General features: G+C 63.2%; 15 protein-coding genes and 1 pseudogene. 9 read left to right on the forward strand and 7 right to left on the reverse strand.

The genetic code is table 11. The annotated features are described in order from the left end of the window. Window positions 1-83 (reverse strand): annotated as a pseudogene (locus V7S54_RS14155) (hydrolase); the annotation flags it as partial. Between the two features lie 393 nt (window positions 84-476). Here V7S54_RS14155 and V7S54_RS14160 point away from each other — a divergent pair. From V7S54_RS14160 to V7S54_RS14180, 5 genes are all read left to right on the forward strand, one after another. Further along, window positions 477-1,001 (forward strand): BA14K family protein, encoded by a 525-nt coding sequence (locus V7S54_RS14160; protein WP_065373999.1) that lies wholly within the window; start codon window positions 477-479, stop codon window positions 999-1,001. 93 nt (window positions 1,002-1,094) lie between these two features. After that, window positions 1,095-1,484: a MerR family transcriptional regulator gene (locus V7S54_RS14165; RefSeq protein ID WP_210183797.1), complete on the forward strand. Its 390-nt coding sequence runs from the start codon at window positions 1,095-1,097 to the stop codon at window positions 1,482-1,484. Window positions 1,485-1,581: 97 nt separating this feature from the next. Continuing rightward, window positions 1,582-2,274, forward strand: coding sequence for a hypothetical protein (locus tag V7S54_RS14170; protein ID WP_210183796.1), 693 nt, complete (start codon window positions 1,582-1,584; stop codon window positions 2,272-2,274). 421 nt (window positions 2,275-2,695) lie between these two features. Then, a complete protein-coding gene (locus V7S54_RS14175; RefSeq protein ID WP_065373997.1) occupies window positions 2,696-4,009 on the forward strand; it encodes an MFS transporter in 1,314 nt (437 codons plus the stop codon). A 768-nt stretch (window positions 4,010-4,777) separates the two neighbouring features. Beyond that, window positions 4,778-6,361 carry a Na+/H+ antiporter gene (locus V7S54_RS14180; protein WP_336408629.1) on the forward strand — a complete coding sequence of 528 codons (1,584 nt, stop codon included), beginning with the start codon at window positions 4,778-4,780 and terminating at the stop codon, window positions 6,359-6,361. A gap of 58 nt (window positions 6,362-6,419) precedes the next feature. Here V7S54_RS14180 and V7S54_RS14185 read toward each other — a convergent pair whose 3' ends face one another. The 3 genes from V7S54_RS14185 to V7S54_RS14195 form a co-directional block, all read right to left on the reverse strand. Continuing rightward, window positions 6,420-6,686: a DUF2277 domain-containing protein gene (locus V7S54_RS14185; protein ID WP_336408628.1), complete on the reverse strand. Its 267-nt coding sequence runs from the start codon at window positions 6,684-6,686 to the stop codon at window positions 6,420-6,422. A 133-nt stretch (window positions 6,687-6,819) separates the two neighbouring features. Continuing rightward, window positions 6,820-8,139, reverse strand: coding sequence for a tlde1 domain-containing protein (locus tag V7S54_RS14190; RefSeq protein ID WP_336408627.1), 1,320 nt, complete (start codon window positions 8,137-8,139; stop codon window positions 6,820-6,822). Between the two features lie 255 nt (window positions 8,140-8,394). Continuing rightward, a complete protein-coding gene (locus V7S54_RS14195; protein ID WP_336408626.1) occupies window positions 8,395-9,285 on the reverse strand; it encodes a LysR family transcriptional regulator in 891 nt (296 codons plus the stop codon). A 97-nt stretch (window positions 9,286-9,382) separates the two neighbouring features. On the opposite strand from V7S54_RS14195, the gene V7S54_RS14200 reads away from it, so the two are divergent. Then, window positions 9,383-10,132 carry a sulfite exporter TauE/SafE family protein gene (locus V7S54_RS14200; RefSeq protein ID WP_336408625.1) on the forward strand — a complete coding sequence of 250 codons (750 nt, stop codon included), beginning with the start codon at window positions 9,383-9,385 and terminating at the stop codon, window positions 10,130-10,132. A 116-nt stretch (window positions 10,133-10,248) separates the two neighbouring features. Here the strand turns inward: V7S54_RS14200 and V7S54_RS14205 are convergent, their stop codons facing one another. The 3 genes from V7S54_RS14205 to V7S54_RS14215 all read right to left on the reverse strand — a co-directional run bounded on the left by V7S54_RS14205 (window position 10,249) and on the right by V7S54_RS14215 (window position 14,563). Continuing rightward, window positions 10,249-12,105: an adenylate/guanylate cyclase domain-containing protein gene (locus tag V7S54_RS14205; protein ID WP_336408624.1), complete on the reverse strand. Its 1,857-nt coding sequence runs from the start codon at window positions 12,103-12,105 to the stop codon at window positions 10,249-10,251. 231 nt (window positions 12,106-12,336) lie between these two features. Continuing rightward, on the reverse strand, window positions 12,337-13,521 hold the full coding sequence (locus V7S54_RS14210) for a glycoside hydrolase family 5 protein (protein ID WP_336408623.1): 1,185 nt from the start codon (window positions 13,519-13,521) through the stop codon (window positions 12,337-12,339). A gap of 151 nt (window positions 13,522-13,672) precedes the next feature. Beyond that, window positions 13,673-14,563 (reverse strand): LysR family transcriptional regulator, encoded by an 891-nt coding sequence (locus V7S54_RS14215; RefSeq protein ID WP_336408622.1) that lies wholly within the window; start codon window positions 14,561-14,563, stop codon window positions 13,673-13,675. Window positions 14,564-14,667: 104 nt separating this feature from the next. Between V7S54_RS14215 and V7S54_RS14220 the strand changes: the two genes are divergently transcribed. The 3 genes from V7S54_RS14220 to V7S54_RS14230 all read left to right on the forward strand — a co-directional run bounded on the left by V7S54_RS14220 (window position 14,668) and on the right by V7S54_RS14230 (window position 17,212). After that, window positions 14,668-15,282 carry a nitroreductase family protein gene (locus V7S54_RS14220; protein ID WP_336408621.1) on the forward strand — a complete coding sequence of 205 codons (615 nt, stop codon included), beginning with the start codon at window positions 14,668-14,670 and terminating at the stop codon, window positions 15,280-15,282. Next, the gene (locus tag V7S54_RS14225) at window positions 15,279-16,130 is read left to right on the forward strand and encodes an EamA family transporter (protein WP_336408620.1); all 852 of its coding nucleotides are present in this window, start codon (window positions 15,279-15,281) and stop codon (window positions 16,128-16,130) included. Before V7S54_RS14220 ends, V7S54_RS14225 begins: the two co-directional genes overlap by 4 nt. Before the next feature lie 62 nt (window positions 16,131-16,192). Then, window positions 16,193-17,212 (forward strand): 2-dehydropantoate 2-reductase, encoded by a 1,020-nt coding sequence (locus tag V7S54_RS14230; RefSeq protein ID WP_336408619.1) that lies wholly within the window; start codon window positions 16,193-16,195, stop codon window positions 17,210-17,212. Window positions 17,213-17,304: the final 92 nt, after the last annotated feature.

Raw genomic sequence — 17,304 nt, forward strand, 5'->3', positions numbered from 1 at the left:
TGAACGCCGAAGGCCATCTGCGGCTGCTGGTCGATGAAGATCAGCTGGCTGTTCTGGGGGGTCAGGACTTCGAGTTTAGACATGGTCTCTCTCCTCTTTCAGTGGTTGGCAAGCGGGGCATCGGTGCCCGGCCTTGGCCGGTATGTGGTGAACTGGTTTGGTGAGAACAGGTGTAGCCGACCGGATTTCGCTGCTGAATTGCAATAATAATTCCGATTGAATTGCGGAAAATGAAATAATTGGTGACGGCCTGCGGTCTTGTGCATACCCCGCGGTCAAGGCGGCAGCCGACCGGGCGTGGAGATGGCGGCGACCCGATTCGTCGTGTGCGGCCAAGCGGATGCCGCGTGCGGTTGTTCGATAGAGGCGCGTCGGGTTGCGCGCCATACCCGGCGTCGCGCACCGTCAAAACGCAGTGCTTCTGCGTCTTTTCCGATGTATACTTCAGGATAAGCGGGGAAAATGGAGGTAAGCCAATGAACAGGCTAACGATCATTGCCTTGTCCATGGCGTCGGCGCTGACCAGCGTTTCGCCGGCCATGGCATTTCCCACAGCAGCGGACGTCCCGAAGATCGAGACGACGCAAGCGCAAATGGTTCAGTACAGACGCTATGGTGGCGGTTACCGCGGTGGCTACCGTGGCGGTTACCGTGGCGGTTACAATCACGGGCACCACAACGGTGGCGACGACGATTGGGCTTGGGCGCTCGGCGGACTGGCCCTCGGTACGATCATCGGTGGAGCGCTGGCGCAGCCCTATTATGGCTCGGGCTACTACGATCAGGGCTATTATAATCAAGGCTATTATAACCAAGGCTATTACGGCGGCCCGACCTACTATCGCCCGCGTTATTATGCGCCACGCTATTACCGGCAGACCTATTATGGCGGCAACGCGCATACGAGCTGGTGCTATGCCCGCTACCGGTCCTACAGGGCTTACGACGACACGTTCCAGCCCTATTACGGTCCGCGGCAGATTTGCATCTCGCCCTACTGACGGGTCCTAGGTCTTCGAGAGAAGGCCAATACTTGACGAATATAGGCCTATACCCTAAATCTACACCCAACGTCAGGTTTAGGTGAGTGCCATTTGTCGTCCCTCATGCAGATCGGAGAACTGTCGGAACGTGCAGGCGTCAGCCACCGCACGATCCACTATTACGAGCGCCTCGGGCTGGTGAAGCCGGCCGAGCGTGAGGGCACGGGTTATCGCTACTATGACGAAGTCGCGGTCAAACGGCTGGAAAAGATCGCCACACTCAAGCGGCTCGGCCTGAGCCTCGACGAGATCGCCGCCGTCATCGACCTCTATTTCGAGGATGCAAGCGGCATCAGGGGTAAGGAGAGGGTGCTGGAAATCCTGCAGGCCCAGCTCGTCAACGCCAATGCCCAGCTTGATGAACTCACAGCATTCAAACGCGACCTGGAAAGCAACATTACCCGCATGCACGCGCTGATCGCGGAAGCGAAGCGGACCTAGAGCAGAGCGGGCCGGGACAATCGCGTCACCAATCTACACGTAACGTCAGGTTACATATTCCCAGACTTGACCCCAAACCAACCGAAGGAGTTTTGACATGCCTCGCATACGTCCCCTCATTGCGCTCGCTGCTCTCGGTCTCGTCTTCTGGCCGACCGCGGACGGCATTGCCTTTGCGGAAACGCAGAAGGGAAAGTCCATGACCGCGGCAACGCTTTCGGCGCAGTCTGTGGCGACCACTATCAGAACAGTCATGCCGGTCGGCTACGATGAGGTCGCTCGACGCCCTGTCACTCTGGACCGTCAAGGCGCCGAACTTGTGCGTTATCAGCGAACGGACGGCCGCAACGCGGCGCTTGGTGGCGAGCATTTCAGCACCGTCATCGCCGCGGATGGCCGGCTCAAGGGTTTCGCTCGGATCGACGTCGCTCTGGTCGGCGGTCAACTGCCGACGCGCGAGGAAACGCACGCGATCGCCATGGATTTCCTGCGCGACGCGGCGCCCGATCTCCTGCCGGTGCTGAAGATCAGCTGGATCGAACCCCATGACGAGCCGCTGCGGGTCGCCCGCAATGGGCGCACGGAAGACCTGACCCTGACGGGCATGAAGGTCAAGATGCGGAACACGGCCGATGGCCTCTGGATGTGGGTCATCGTCGGCGCGGACCGCAAGGTCATGGTGTTCGAGCGTGACATCAGCTGGATCACATTCCCGGGCCATCGCGGCACGGAGAAGTGGCTTCACGACTCGTGGCTCGTCGAAAACGGACACGATATTGACCGAAGCTGACCGTCGTCCTCCAATCAGCGGGGAGCAGTTGCCGGCAGGGCGTTCCTGATCCGGCTGCCTGAACCAGAGGGTAGCCGGCGGCGGCGATATCGGAGTTGATCCTGTGCAGGTCGCAAACGAGGTCGATGAAGAGCGCATCGCCTTTCGCATCGGCCGCCGCTTCGATGCGCTCGTGACCAAGATGCCGGCGGACGACCTCATGCTCCAGTTAAGCGCGCGAAACCGGTCTCTGATGACGATCTTTCCGTGTGTGATGTCCGCGCGGATACAACTTCGGGCTTCTTCTTCCGAAAGAATCCTTGCAAGGCGGCGCAAACCGTCTTTGTCGCGGTGCAGCCGATCGGCTGCCGCTTCGGGGGCCGCTGTTCAAGTTCGATCTGCCGACGTAGTGTCCGCGCATTGATTTGCAGGGCAGGACGGAATGACGACGATCACGATGAACGAAGCGCTCGACCGCGCCGGTACGGGACCCTATCAGTACCGCTTGATCGGCATCTTCGGCTTGGTCTGGGCGGCCGATGCTATGCAGGTTCTGGCCGTTGGTTTCACGGCAGCCTCCATCGCCACGACGTTCGGTCTGACGGTTCCGCAGGCACTGCAGACCGGTACCCTGTTCTTTCTCGGCATGCTGATCGGAGCGGTTGGTTTTGGGCGGCTTGCCGATCGCATCGGTCGGCGGCGGGTGCTGATCGTCACCGTGGCCTGCGATGCCATCTTCGGCATGCTGTCGATCTTTGCACCCAGCTTCGGCGTCCTTTTGTTCCTGCGTTTCCTTACGGGTGCTGCAGTCGGCGGTACCCTCCCGGTCGACTACGCCATGATGTCGGAGTTCCTGCCCGCCCGAAGCCGCGGTCGCTGGCTCGTCATGCTCGAAGGGTTCTGGGCCGTGGGAACGCTGATCGTGGCCGTGGCGGCATGGCTCGTTGCGCTCGCGGAACTCACGGACGCATGGCGCTACATTTTCGCGGTCACGGCCATCCCGGCGGTGCTCGGCCTCGGCCTCCGCTTCCTCGTTCCGGAGTCGCCGCTCTATCTACTTCGTGCGGGCAAGGCTGCCGAGGCAAAAGCCATCGTCAACCGGATGCTCGTCGCCAATCGTCACCCTCAGCTCGAAACGACCGTATCGATCGCGCTTCCTGCGGCCTCACCGAGTGCCGGCATCTTCTCTGGGAATCTGCGCCGCCGCAGTCTTCTGATCTTGGCCGTGTGGTTCCTCGTCTCCGTGTCCTACTACGGCGTCTTCACCTGGATGCCGCCGCGGCTCGCGGGTGAAGGCTTCGGCTTCGTCCGCGGTTATGGTTTTCTCGTTCTCATCGCCTTGGCGCAAATCCCAGGCTACGCGCTCGCCGCCTATGGCGTCGAGACATGGGGACGCCGGCCGACGCTGGTCGGCTTTTGTCTTCTCTCCGCCTTGAGCTGCCTGCTTTTCGTCGTGGCAGATGGGGCGACGATCATCGCGGCGTCGCTGCTCATCATGAGTTTTGCGCTGCTCGGCACCTGGGGCGCGCTCTACGCCTATACGCCGGAGCTCTATCCGACGGAGTCGCGAGCGACCGGAATGGGTGCGGCGGGCGGCATGGCGCGCCTCGGCGGTCTGCTCGCTCCTTCCTTGATCGGCATTCTGGTGGTCCAGAGCTTCGGGCTTGCAATCGGCACCTTTGCGGGTCTGCTGCTGGCGGCTGCGATAGCGGCCTGCCTGATCGACGCGGAAACCCGTCTTGCGTCGCTGACGTGAGAACCGCGGACGAATGCGCCAACGCTCCTACTGCATGTTTCCTTTAATCGTAGCCGGTTAAAGGAAACATGCAGCAATTCAAAGTGCTACAGCGACCTTTGCGCGTCTGATAGGACGCGCGGCGCTGTAGTGAAGAAAGCGTTAATCACAGAGGCGAGGAAATGGAAGCTCTGCCAAGGTGTTGCGGCAAGATCGGCCTGTGCACAACCGGTGGATAGAATGCGGACAACTCGGGGAGCGATGACGCCGGGCTTTCTGATCGAGAAAACCGCTCTAGCATGCACATGCGGCCGATCCCACGGTCGCTAGTGTAGCAGCTATATCATCGGGGCCGGTGCATTGCGCCGGTCCCGATCCTCTATCCAGATCTTTCTTCGGCCGCAGGCGCCGTTCCGCCATGTTGTATCACGCCGCGCTAACCGGGCGCGGGTGAGGGGCACCGCTTGGGCTTGCTCGTGTGCGGTGCACGCATAGCTGCATTGCACAATAATTGTTTTCCAGATGGTCAAAAATCAGGCATAAAGCACACAGCTGATGCACATGGCGGTTCTCCTCCCAATACCGCCGCAGCAGCTGTTCCCCTCTGGAGGTTTTTGACCTTCACACCTTATGGGCCGCGGTCTTCCGTCGGCCCTTTTTTCTTTTCTGGCTACACCGCTTTTCCCCATTCAATCCGCCCCGCAGGCGCTGTTGATGTGCCGCGCCAATTGCGTTTCGTCAAAGCGCGTTCTGTAATGCCCTCGTCCTGGAGGGGTGGAGGCAGAGCGCGTGGAACCGACACATTTGTTCGAGTTGGTGATTGGCATGTTTGTGGCGATCATCGCGCTGCACTATGTCGGCGACAGGTTCGGGTTGCCGCCTTCCGTCGCACTGCTGGCCGGCGGCGCACTGCTCGCTTTTGTGCCGGGCCTGCCGACGATCGCGGTGGACCCCGATCTGGTGCTCGTCATTTTCCTGCCGCCGCTGCTGCTCGACGGCGCATGGACGATCGCCGTCGGCCGGCTGCGCCGGCATCTGATCGGCATCGCGTCGCTGGCGATCGGCGCGGTGTTCTTCACCTGTGCCGTGGTCGCCGTGGTCACGCATCTGCTTTTCCCCTCGCTCCCCTGGGCCGCCTGCGCGGCGCTTGGGGCGATCGTGTCGCCGCCCGACGCGGTCTCGGCCCGTGCCGTGCTGCAGCGTGTGCAGCTGCCGCGGCGGCTGCAGATCCTGCTCGAAGGGGAAAGCCTGCTCAATGACGCGAGCGGGCTGGTGCTCTTCCGCTTCGCGATTGCCGCCGGCGTCACCGGGGCCTTCAGCGCGAGCGAAGCGGTCGGCAGCTTTTTCGTGCTGGCCATCGGCGGCGCCCTTGTCGGTACCGCCATCGGTACGGCCTGGGTCCTGCTTGCGCGCCGTCTTGGCGACGAATACCTCATCATCGCCGCCACGGCCCTGCTGTCCTGGACCTCGTACCTGCTTGGCGAGTTCCTGCATGTTTCAGGCGTCATTGCCACCGTCACCACCGGCCTAATCGCAAGCTGGCACCAGCACACCGTACTCACGGCGGCCACGCGCATGCGCGGCTCGTCGTTCTGGACCGTCATCGTCTTCCTGATGGAGGCCGCCGTCTTCATTCTGATCGGCCTGTCGCTTCGCGGCGTCGTCGAGCGCGGAGGCGGCTTCGATGTCGTCGCCGCCACCATGTGGTGGCCAGTCCTCGCAATTCTCGTCGCGCTCGCCGTCGCGCGCTTTGCCTGGGTGTTTGGCTCGGATTTCGCCATCCGCCTCGGCAATGCCCTTGGGATGGAGCGCTATCGGCCACTTGGCGCGCGCGCGGCAACGGTGGTCTCCTGGGCCGGCGTGCGCGGTGTGGTCACGCTGGCCTTGGCCCTCAGCATACCGGAGGGCTTCCCGGGTCGCGACTTCATCCTGGTAACGTCCTTTGCCATCATTCTGGGGACCGTGCTCGTCCAGGGCACCACGCTCGGGCGGGTGATCGCATGGGCTGGGCTCGTCGAGCCACCATCGGAAAAGGCGCGTCTCAGCATGAGCCAGGCCGAGGCGGCCATGGCACAGGCGCAACTCGTGACCATTCAGAGCCGGGCCTATGACGACGGAGGCTCCCTCATCCATCCGCAACTGCTCGACAGGTATCAGCGTCGGGCGGTGTCGATCGTCGATTATGCCGAGCGCACGGAGCACTACACGCCCATTCTTCACGCCCATTTCGACGTCGTGCTCGAAGCGGTCGCAACCGGACGGCGCGAACTCATCCGGCTTCATCGCGCCGGCGAGATCGACGACGAGACGCTGCACGAATTGGAACGGGATCTCGACCTTGAAGAATTGAGCGCGCTCGCCGCCAAGGCGTGAGAAGCGCTCCGACGGGCAGGGAACAAAGCGCGTGGGTTATTGCTGATGCTGCTTTATCTCAGGCAAACCGGATCGCGTTTCGGGCGCGGGCCTTGGCCGCTTCTTCTTCGCGGTTGCGCGGCGGCTGTGACGTTTCGAGTGAATCGAGCAGTTCCCGGGCGCAGGCCGCGATCGAGTTGACTGCGTGCTCGAAGGCCGCCTCGTTGCGCTTGGCCGGTTTGGTCGTTCCGCTCAGTTTGCGCACGAACTGCAACGCGGCGTCATGGATCTCCGCGTCCGTGGCCGGCGGCTCGAAATTGAACAGGGGTTTTATATTTCGGCACATGACGGGCTCCCAGTCCTCTTCATCTCGCTCCTGTTGAGGTCCGGATCTTAATGCCCGTTCCCCATTGGCGGAAGACCTTTGCCGTCCCTCTCCTGCAATCCGACTGTTGGGCGCCTCCTGTCAGGCGGCTCCGTCAGGAGCTCCTGCCGTTCGATGCCAAGCGCACGCCGGCCGCGCGTCCGCCGCTCGGCACCACGACGATCTGCTTGACCTTGCCTTGTTTGAAGGCGGTCAGGAAACGCGGATAGTCGGCGAAGGCGACGCAGCCATGGGATTCCGCGCGCTTGCCGCGCAGCAGATAGCTGTGGGTCAGGAAGCCGTCACGGCCGTGTTTGTTCTTTCCGTCGATCGGCAGCATGCGGATCGCCTCGACCCCATGGAAGCGCGTCTCGCGCATCTTGAGATTGTAGATGTGCGGCGGGGTCGGCCCGGTCATCTTGACACCCACGTAGCGCGGATTATCGGCCATCTTGCCGATGCCGGAATGGGCCTCGAGCACGCTGCCATCGGGCATGTAAACCTTGGCCGCGGTGATGTCGTAGACGGCGACGCCATTTCCTGCCTTCGCTCCGCTGCCGAAAATGTTGCGCAGCGCCTGGCCGAAGCCGGTGCCGGAACTGTTTTCCGTCGGATCTTCCGGCCGGGCATAGGCGAGCTTCGGCTTTGCCGGCGTTTCGCGTTCGCCGGTCTTCCCGGTCTCTTCGGTCTTTGGCGCAGCCTCGACTTCGGCCTGCTTGGCCTCAGGTTTCTCGGTTTCGGCAACAGGCTTCTGCACTTGTTCTGTGCGCGGGCGGAACTGCGGCATGGGGCCGACAGACGGCGTGTCCTCATGGCTCGGCAGTGCGGCGGTGTCGTCAGCTGCGTCCGGTTCCGGCTGTTCGGCGAGATCGTCCTCGGGCGGCGCGGTCAGCACGGCGGAAAACGCGCTGCCTTCCACTTGGCTCTGAGAGGGGGTGGCATAGGCGAGCTGGACCGCCGGCTTGTCGGCGAAACCGCCGGTCATCGGGGCGAAGCGTTCCGACGCGGGCACGCTCATCGTTGCGGCCTGGTGGGGAGATTGCGCGGAAGCGGAGGGGGCGGAATTGCTGGCGAGCTTTTCCGACGCCAATACCGCTTGCTTCACCGCCGCCGCAAGGCGCGCGCTCTTGCCGAGCATTTCGGCATCTCTCGGGAATTCGGGACCGCGCGCGAACCTCGCTTCGCTGGGCGTCAGGCTCGCGACCATGGCCGGCTGCGCCGCAGCGGCGGCGACGAGCCGCGTCGCCTGGTTGACCCTGGCGTGCTTGTCCCAGGCGCGCTCTTTTGTCTTCTCGGCCAAATGGAGTTGCGGTTTGGGCAGCAGGCGGCCCGAACCATGCGCGAAGGAACTGTTCATCGCGACCATACCGACAAGCGACCACGCAGCCGCGCCGACAAGAGCGGTGCCGCAGCAGGTGATCAGCAATGGACGCAACAGACGATTCAAAGACTGTGGGCGAATGATCTTACTCAACAACGCAAATCAACCCAGAAATTCACGCAAAAGGCCCTCAGGCCGGCGAGCGACCACCGCTGCGCGACTTCCGGATTGTCCCCTTCTTGACGACTGATGGACAAAAGATGGAGAAGTATGGTTAAATTTTGCTTTCCAGGCGGCGAAAATCAGCATTTTTTCGACGCCCGCCTCAAATCGGCGAGCGAGCCCGCTCGTAGAGGTGGCTAAGGCGCTTCAGGGCCGTCCACCGCGTGCGAGATGCTCGAACAGGCTGAGCGCGGGTGGCGTCAGCTGTCCGTCACTGCGGACGCACACCGACAGCCGGCGCACGGCCCATTTTTCGTGAAGGCGAATGACCGCTATCTGAGCGGGCCGGCGGCATCGGCGGGCCGCTTTTTCCGGCACGATGCCGATCCCCACGCCAGCGCCGGCCATGCGGCAGATATCATCGAAGGTGCGCAGTTTCACGCGCAGCTTGAGCCTGGCACCGAGCTTCGCCGCCTGCCCCTCGATGTGATCCTGCAAGGCGCCGCCCGCAAGGCCGATGAAGCGTTCATCGAGAAGATCGGCGAAGCGGACCTGCGTTCTCTCGACGATCGGATGGTCGTGCCGGGCCACCACGACGAGCCGGTCGGTTGCGAAGGGGCTGAGCGTCAAGCCGCTTGTCTCCACCGCGTCCGAAAGAATGCCGATCTCGGCGAAGCCGGCAGCGACGCTCCTTGATATCTCGATGCTTTGCCGCTCCTTCAGGTCGATGTCGATCTGCGGGTTGGTTGCCATCCAGGCGGCGAGCCTTTCAAGAATGAACTCGGTCATCGCTGCCGTGTTGGCGAGGACGCGAACGGTGGCGCGCACCCCCTTCGCATAGGCTCCCAGTTCACTGCGCATCTGCACCGTCTGGCGCATGATCATGCGCGCATGGTGGACGAGCGCCTCGCCCGCCTCCGTCGGAGTGACACCGCGTCGCCCCCTCGTGAGCAGGGTAACGTCGCCCGCTGCCTCCATGGCGCGCAGCCGTTCGCTTGCCGCCGGAAGAGAAAGCCCAACCTCCAGCGCGCCATGGGTGATGCTGCCGGCATCCACGACGGCGAGAAACAGGCGAAGATCATTGAGGTCGAAGGGCATTCTGCAAGAATAATCGACAAACAGCCTTCGGACCAGCCGAAGTCTGTGATCTGGACTTCCGCATTGTCTATGCCGCCGAACCGGTTATGCCGGTCACATGTTCGATGCGTCGTTTTCTTTTCTGTTGGCCGTGGCCGCGACATTTTTCGTCGCCGGCCTCGTCAAGGGCGTGACCGGAATGGGCCTGCCGACCGTGGCGATGGGCGTGCTGGGTGCGCTCATTTCACCGGTCGCGGCGGCAAGTCTGCTGGTTGTTCCGTCCTTCGTGACCAATGTCTGGCAGCTTCTGGCGGGACCCGGCATTCTGTCGCTCGCGCGAAGGTTCTGGCTGATGATGGTGGCGATTGTCGCCGGAACACTGCTCGGCTCCGCATGGCTGGTCGGCGGTGAAACGCGGCTGACCACCGCTGCGCTCGGGGCCGCGCTCGTCATCTATTCCGGCTACGCGCTGCTTGCTCGGCCGTTCCGTATAGCTGAGCGACAGGAACGGTGGCTCTCGCCGATTGTCGGAACGCTGACCGGCGTGATGACCGGCTGCACCGGGGTCTTCGTCATTCCAGCCGTGCCCTATCTGCAGGCCCTTGGCCTTGCGAAAGACGACCTCGTGCAGGTGTTGGGGCTTTCCTTCACCGTTTCGACCATCGCATTGGCGGCCGGGCTTGGCGCCCAGGGTATCTTTCAGGCCGAAACCCTTGCACTTTCCGTGATTGCCGTCGTCCCAGCGCTCGTTGGAATGTGGGCGGGGCAACGGTTGCGCGGCAGAGTGAGCGCGCAGGCGTTCCGCCGCGGTTTCCTGTTCTGCCTGTTCCTCCTGGGCGCGGAGATGGCTCTGAGACCCGTGTTTTGAAACCGAGGCATGGTTGAACTTGCCAGGCCCCGCGTCGCGCCGCTTATCCCGCCCCACTGCATGTTTCCTTTAATCGTAGCCGGTTAAAGGACAAAAACATGCAGCAATTCGAAGTGCTACAGCGACCTTTGCGCGTCTGATAAGACGCGCGGCGCTGTAGTCGGCAACCGGTAGATTTCGGTCTGTTCCGTCCGACCGGAAAGGCAGTGTTTGCCAAGCGGCGCGAGGTCGGAGCGGCCTTCGGTCAGGAAATCGACGGTTTCACCGCTCAGGAGCACGACGATCTCTTCGCTCGGAGCCACCGACTTGCCGAGCTGCTCCATGCGGTTGCACACATTCACCGCATCGCCGACGATCGTATAGGCGGACCGCCCGCTCATGCCGATATTGCCGGAGACGACCGGACCGGAATGGACGCCGATGCGCACTCTGAGGGGAGCTAGCCCCTGCCGGCGCCGGTCCGCATTGTCCTTGGCGACCGCAAGCGCAATGGCGCGGGCCGCGCGCATGGCGCGATCGGCATGATCCGGCTGGTCGTCCGGAGCACCCCAGAACGCCATCACGCAATCGCCGATGAACTTGTCGATCGTGCCGCCCTCGTCCTCGATGCATTGGCCGAGCAGATCGAAATGCCTGTTCAGGAGTGCGGCGACTTCGGCAGCGGTGGTCTTTTCGGCCGTGGCGGTGAAATCGACCACGTCGGTAAACATGATGGTCACCGTTCGCTGCGTCGAGACGAGATCTCCGCTTCCCAGCAGATGGCGCACCAGTTTCTTCGGCACGTAGGTTTCGAGCCAGCGCAGCCCAGTCAACATCGTATTGTAGGCGCGCGCCTGTTCGTTCAACTCCGTGAACAGGCTGCCGGGCAGGGGGTGAAGAGCCGCGAAGTCGAGCATGCCAACGGCACGGACCTCTCGCGCCATGCTGGTGACCGGGCGAACGATCAGGCGACTGACCACCCATGCGATGACGATCGCCGCGAGAAGCACCACGAGACCGGCTACGCCGGCACGCAGCAGGTCGGAAATCGGCTTCTCCAGCGATTCGATCGGTACCTCGACGCCGACGATCAGAGGAGCGGGTGCGTAGCCGCTGACCTCGCGGGTGAGAATGACACGACCCTTGTCCCCCACCTCCACGACACGTGCTTCCAGCGCCGAGTCGTGGAAGGTTTCGGGTTCGCCGTCCCACAATGCGGCAAGGAACGGATCGCCAAGTTCGCCAAGCTTCGGCAGCCGGTGCTCTGCGGACAGGAGCGGATGGCCCGATGCCATCATCGGATGGGCGAGCACTTGGTCGCGGCCGTAAAGGACGAAGGGTGTGGTTCCGGGATTCGAGACGGCGATCTGGCGCAGGAAGTCTGAAATGGCATCGACCGTGATCGTTGCCCTGAAGACGCCGGAAAACTGGTCGCCGGCGCTTGCCGGCTGCTGCAGGTTTGTGACCGACGTGCGTATCGCCGGATCTGGAACGAAGTAGACCGGCCCCCATTCGGCCTTGCCGCTACGGCGCGCCTCGTCGATCTCCGTACGCTCGTTGTCGGTCCTGATCGTGTCGGCGAAGGAAAAGACGCCCTTGGAGCCTTGAGTCACACCGAAGATTTCGCCATTTGGCTTGACGAAGGAGAGCACGCGCACCTGCGGGGTCGCCGCGAGCGCGCCGGTCATCACCCGCTCCAGGGCCAGCGTGTCGGTCGGATCGAGGCGCCCGGCCCCGACTTCCTTTGCCAGGAACGCCAGCTGGTCCTCAACCGGGGCGAAGCGGCTGCCGATTTTCGTCTGGACCGCGTCGAGGCCAAGATGGGCCGATTGGGCGAGCAATTCGCGCGTCGAACCGGCCGACATGTACCAGACGACGGAGAGGATGACGGCGGCTGTCAGTGCCACCAGTGCCGCCATCACGATCGCCAGCGTGCGCGACAGGGAGATGGTTCGCTTTCGTGTGTCGGCGTCGGTCGGCCCGGTTGTCTGCAAAAGACATGCCCCAAGTTGGAAACGGCGCCACATACGTCGTGGCGCGCGTAAGGATGATAGTTCTTCTAACGATTCCTGCCCTTTTTCCAAGCAGACCGGGGTCCGGTTCGGTAGGCGAAGGCTGCGACGTGATGTGCATCGCAATCGAGCGCTTTTGTGACGCCGGCGCGGAAAGTAGTCACGCCTGACGGCCGGCACGCCCCGGTTCCAGGGCGTTGCGGCGGGACGCGGTCACTGATCCTCGGCGAGCCGCCGGCTGATGGGCGCGAACTCCGGTGTCGACTTACGCGGCGTCGTGTCGCGCTCATTGGCTTCCATCTGCTGCCAATATTTCCAGCCGACGGTCTTCGAGCCGAGCTCGTAGTCCATGCCATCCCAGGCATCTTCCCGGAAGCTGTAGAAGGCCCAGTGCAGATCGTCCTTGTCGAGCGCGGTCAACACGTGCTCGAGATAGGTATTGCAGCCCGACCAGCGGCGCATGCAGCCAAATTCGCCGGCGACGAGGCGGTTGAGCGGCACGCCCTTGTCCTTGGCCCATTGTACAGGCTTTGCGAGATAAGCGGCCACCCGCGCCCTGTCCCAGGTCTCATCGCCTTCGCCAAAGGGCACCTTGCCCGGGTAGGCATAGGGCTTGTCGCGCCTCATGTTCGGCGCGCTCGTTGCCGCGTAGGGCTCGTACATATGAAAGCTATAGAGCACCTTCTGGTCCGTGAGCCCCGATGGCCAGTAGGAAAACGCATCGGCCGCCGCATACCAGCCGGCATCCGCCATGATGGGGGTCGCCGGATCGACCTCGCGGATCGCAGCGATGACCGTTTCGTAGAAGGCTTTGAGATCCGAGGCGCTGCCTTGCTTGCCGTCGTACCAGGCCTGCATCGCCTGCGGATCGGCGTGCTCGGCAAGGCCATTGTTCTTTTCCGGTGCCGGCTCGTTGACGATGTTGTAGGCGGCGACGGCCGGGTGGGCCTTCAGTTCGCGCGCCAGATCCCGCCAGAAGCTTGCCGTCTGGTCCCACCAGGCCTTGTCCCGCCAAAGCCGGCCGTCGAACTTGTTGCAGTTGTTCTGGGCCCAGCGCATGCCCGGCAGCGACAGCGGCGCGATCACAACCTTGAGGCCCGCCTTGTCGGCGTCGTCGAGCGCCTGCCTGAGCGTCTTCAGATCGGCGGCAGGGATACCGTCGTATTTGTCCGCATCGCCGATCAGGTAGTCGCGTTCGGCCGGTTTCCATTTGTCGTAGGAGAGGCGCACCCAGGTGGCGCCGTAGCCTGCCAGCGCCTTGAAATAGGCCTCGTCCGGCGGCAGCCGGTTGAAGCTGTTGCCGCCATGCTGGGGCTTGTCCCAGAACGTCATGAGATCGGCTGCATTGGCCGAGCCGGCGAGGCTGAATGCGAAGAGGGTGGCGGCAATCAGGCGCATGAATCGGTCCTTCGGGCTCTGGTTTAAGTGCCGCTAACCTACTGGCGGATCGCATCGCCGGTGTTCCCCAGGGAACAGTGCCAGATTTTGTCGGCTTGCAACGGTTCGATCGTATGCTCGTCCCGCGGCGTGACATGGGTGGGGCGCGAGATTACGGGCGGCTGAATGTTTCGGCGAGAAAATCAAGAAACGCCCGGATCTTCGGCGCGACGTGCTGTCGGGACGGATAGATGGCGTAGAGCGTGGTTTCGACCGTCTCCCAGTCGGAGAGTACGCGTTGCAGTCGACCGCTCTTCAGGTCGTCTTCGACATAGGGACGGGGTATCAGGCTGACACCGAAGCCGGCGCGCAGCGCATCGCGCACGGCAAGGCTTGATGTCACCGAATAGCGAGCCTTTACGGCCACCTTCTCCGTTCGGCTGCCCTTGCGAAACTCCCATAAGTCCGCATGGCCGGAGAGACTGAAGCGGACACAGTTGTGCGACTTCAAGTCGGCAGGCTCCAGGGGTTCGCCATGGGCCTCGAAATAGGCGGGTGCGGCGCAGACGACGTGCGGCATGCCCGCGAGTTTCCTGGCGATCAGACTCGAATCCTCCAGCTTGTCGCTGCCGCGAATGGCGAGATCGAATCCCTCCCGGACGATATCGACGCGCCTGTCATCGAGATGCAGGTCGAGCTTGAGGTCCGGGTAGCGGGACAGGAACTCGGGGATGACGAATGAAAGCCGCATTAGCGTCACGGTCATCGGAGCGGCGACGCGCAACGTCCCGCCCGGCGTCTGCCGGGCGGGCGAGAGTGCTGCGTCGGCATCCTTCAATGCATCCAGTCCGCGCACGACATGCTCGAGATAGAGTTTCCCCTCGTCGGTCAGCGCCATGCGTCGCGTGGTCCGGTTGATGAGCCGCGCGCCGACGCTGGCTTCGAGTTCGGCAACGTTCTTGCTGATCGCGGCCGGCGATAGGCTGAGCTTGCGCCCGGCCTCTGCGAAGCTGCCGAGTTCGGCCACATGGCGGAAGACCCGGAGGGCGGTGTAGCGGTCCACGATAATTTTCCATTGGTGAATTATGTCTTGTGATACGGCCATATTATCAATGGAAGGTGAATTCAATACGGTCGGTCCGACAGACATTCGATCGGATCGGAAGAATGACACATCCCATGATCGCCCTCATCGAACAGCGCGTGTCCGCCAATCGGTTCGATGCGACCCATGAACTGGCAGACGCGGAAATCGAACAGCTGGTGCGTCTCGCGACCCGCGCACCGACGGCCTACAATCTTCAGAACTGGCGGTTCATCGCCGTGCGCACGCCGGAAGGAAAAGCCAGGCTGCGCAATGTGGCGCACGGGCAAGCCAAGGTCTCGGAAGCTGCCGTGACCTTCATTGTCTGCGGCCTGCTGCCCGATTACCAGACGCTGCCTGCAAGGCTGCGCCTTTTCGTCGAGACCGGCTACATGCCAACCGAAATGGTCTCCGGTTGGCAGGAGGCGGTGCGCGCCCAATATGCCGATGCCAAGGTTGCCCGCGACGAGGCCATGCGTTCGGCCAGTCTCGGCGCCGCGACCTTGATCTATGCCGCCGAGGCTTTGGGATTGGCGACGGGCCCTTTGGGCGGGTTCGATGCCGAGGGCGTCGCCCGGGAGTTCAACCTTGGGCCGGGCGAATTGCCGGCAATGCTTCTCGCGGTTGGCCGTGCCGTTCCCGGAAACTGGCCGCAAAAGCCCCGCAGGCCGCTTGGCGAGGTTCTTCACTTCTCATGAAAACAGGCGTTTCCGATATCGCCCTGACGGCGATTGCTCCCGTCATCTGGGGCAGCACCTATATCGTTGCCACCGAGTTTCTGCAGGGCTTCTCGCCGCTGACGGTCGCCCTGTTGCGGGCATTGCCGGCCGGGTTGCTACTCCTCCTGATCGTCCGGCGATTGCCGCACGGCATCTGGTGGTTTCGCGCCATTGCACTCGGCGCTCTCAACATCTCGATCTTTCTGAGCATGCTGTTCGTCGCGGCCTACCGCCTTCCCGGCGGCGTCGCGGCAACTGTCGCGGCGGTCCAGCCTTTGATCGTCGTTTTCATAGCAGCGCTCCTCCTGAAGGCGCCGATCCGTCCGGTGTCCCTCGTCGCGGCCATTGTCGGCATTATCGGCGTCGCGCTGCTGGTGTTGACGCAAGCCGCGCTGGACGAGATCGGCATTGCCGCAGGCCTCGCCGGCGCCGTTTCCATGGCCTTCGGCAACGTCCTGGCGCGAAAGTGGAAGTCGCCGGAATCGCTGCTCACATCCACGGCATGGCAGCTGGCGGCCGGTGGCTTGCTCCTCGTCCCCGTGGCCCTTGCCTTCGAGCCGGCGGTGCCATTCTCGACCGTTCCCAACCTGCTTGCTCTCGCCTGGCTGAGCCTGATCGGCGCGGCGCTGACCTATGTTCTTTGGTTTCGCGGCATCGCACGGCTGGAATCGGCGGCAGTGTCAGCACTTCTCTTCCTGAGCCCGCTGACGGCTGTCCTGCTCGGGTGGGTGTTCCTGGGGCAGTCTTTGAGTGTGCTCCAGATTGTCGGCGTCCTTTTGGTCATCGGCAGCATCTGGCTCAGCCAACGCGTTTCCGCTCGATCGTAAACGGCGCGTTGGAAAGCGACGATCCCGGCCTATACTCCCTGGCGTGCGGAGGGGCGGGTGTCGTGAAAATCGGAGTGTTCGGTGCCGGCGCGGTCGGCGGTTTTGTCGGCGGATGCCTTTTGGCCGGTGGAGCAGAGGTGATCTTTGTCGGCCGGGCGGCGCGCGGTGCCGCTTGGCGAAAGGACGGGTTGCGCCTGTCCGACCTGGATGGGCGTGACGATTTCGTCGCGCCCGAGCGGATCGTTTACTCCGACACGGCTTCCTCCCTGGCGGATTGCGATCTCGTCCTCCTGACGGTCAAATCCGGGCAGACGGGCGGTGCCGCGACCGAGCTCTCTTCGGTGCTGCGCTCCGGCATCCCGGTCCTCAGTCTGCAGAACGGTGTGAGCAACAGCGTCACCCTGCAGACCTTGCTGCCGTCCGCAAGGATCCTGCGGGGCATGGTTCCCTTCAACGTGACGACCCCCGGCCCCGCCCATCTGCATCGTGCGACGGAAGGCAATATAGCCGTCGCGGATGACCCGGTTACGGCCGCCGCCGCACCGTTCTTCACGGCTGCGGGACTGCCTCTCGACCTGCGTCGTGACATGGAAGAGGTGCAATGGGCGAAGCTGCTGATGAACCTCAACAACGCAATCAATGCGCTCTCCGGATTGCCCTTGCGCGCGCAGCTCCAGACACGGGGCTTTCGTCTTTGCCTGGCGCTCGCCCAGCGGGAGGCATTGGCGCTGCTCGCCGCTGAGGGACGCCTTCGGCCGGCGCGCCTGACACCGCTGCCACCGGGTTGGTTGCCGTCCGTTCTCAGCCTGCCGGATGCCCTGTTCCGTGCCATTGCCGGTCGCATGCTGAAGATCGACGCCACGGCGCGCTCCTCGATGGCCGACGACCTTGCCGCCGGCCGCTTCCCCGAAGTGGATTGGATCAACGGTGCGGTCGTCGCGCTCGCCGCCAAGCTCGGCCGTCGGGCGCCGGTGAATGAGCGGCTTTGCACGCTGGTCAAAGACGCGGCCGCCTCCAGGCGCAAGACATGGGAGGCAGATGCGCTGCTTGCCGAGCTCAGGCAGAACGTGCGCTCAGGATAGAAGGGTACCGGCTTGCGTCTCGTGGGCGCCGGATGTTTTCACACAAAGCCGCTTGTCGCGCGTTAAAACTTGAGAGCGTCGCCCGGGAACCG

Origin of the sequence: Ensifer sp. CCNWLY38, assembly GCF_037120565.1 — a bacterium.
GTDB classification, from domain to species: Bacteria; Pseudomonadota; Alphaproteobacteria; order Rhizobiales; family Rhizobiaceae; genus Ensifer; species Ensifer adhaerens_H.